This window comes from Anaerococcus sp. HMSC068A02 (assembly GCF_001811125.1).
Lineage (GTDB): Bacteria > Bacillota > Clostridia > Tissierellales > Peptoniphilaceae > Anaerococcus > Anaerococcus vaginalis_C.
This window is the reverse complement of the sequence record NZ_KV803768.1, coordinates 1-663: the sequence shown is the minus strand read 5'-3', so window position 1 is coordinate 663 and position 663 is coordinate 1. Positions and strand designations below refer to the sequence as shown.

The 663-nt window shown below is 35.3% G+C and carries 1 protein-coding gene; it reads right to left on the bottom strand.

Going from position 1 to position 663, the window contains the following annotated elements:
• A partial coding sequence (locus tag HMPREF2782_RS06745) for a recombinase family protein (protein WP_186821664.1) occupies nucleotides 1-663 on the bottom strand: 663 nt, incomplete at both ends.

Below are 663 nucleotides of genomic sequence, written 5' to 3'. Positions count from 1 at the left end.
CATTTATCTTCGGATACATATTTACTTTTCTTATCCTTGAAATGCTTTCTTGTTTTAAAGTTAACTGTATGCCCTAAGTATTCTTTTTTCTTTAAGATACTAGCAATTGTGGAACTACACCAACGATAAGGATATTCAAAGTTTTTGCTTTGATGTAATCCATATCCCATTTTTTGCTGATGATAAGCGGGTATATCTATCTTATCTGCTTCCAGTATCTTTGCTATTTTGTATGGTCCTGCTCCGTCCATTGTAAGATTAAATATTCGTCTTACTATCTCGGCTGCTTTTTCATCTACAACCCACTTATCTTTGTCTTTTTCATCTTTGATGTAGCCATAAGGTGGAGTGCTTGCCGTATGCTTTCCGCTTTCTCCTTTTGATCTAAATGTAGATTGTATTTTTCTTGAAGTATCTCTTGCATACCATTCATTCATAATATTTCTAAAAGGGGTAAAATCATCTTCTCTGTAAAAGCTGTCTACATTGTCATTGATAGCAATCAGTCTTACGCCCTTTTGCCTTAATATCTCCATACATTGACCGACTTTGAGATAATCTCTGCCGAGTCTACTCATATCCTTTACGATGATACAACCGATATTTCCAGTATTTACTCCATTCATCATTTCCATAAAGCCTGGTCTATCAAACTGTGTCCCG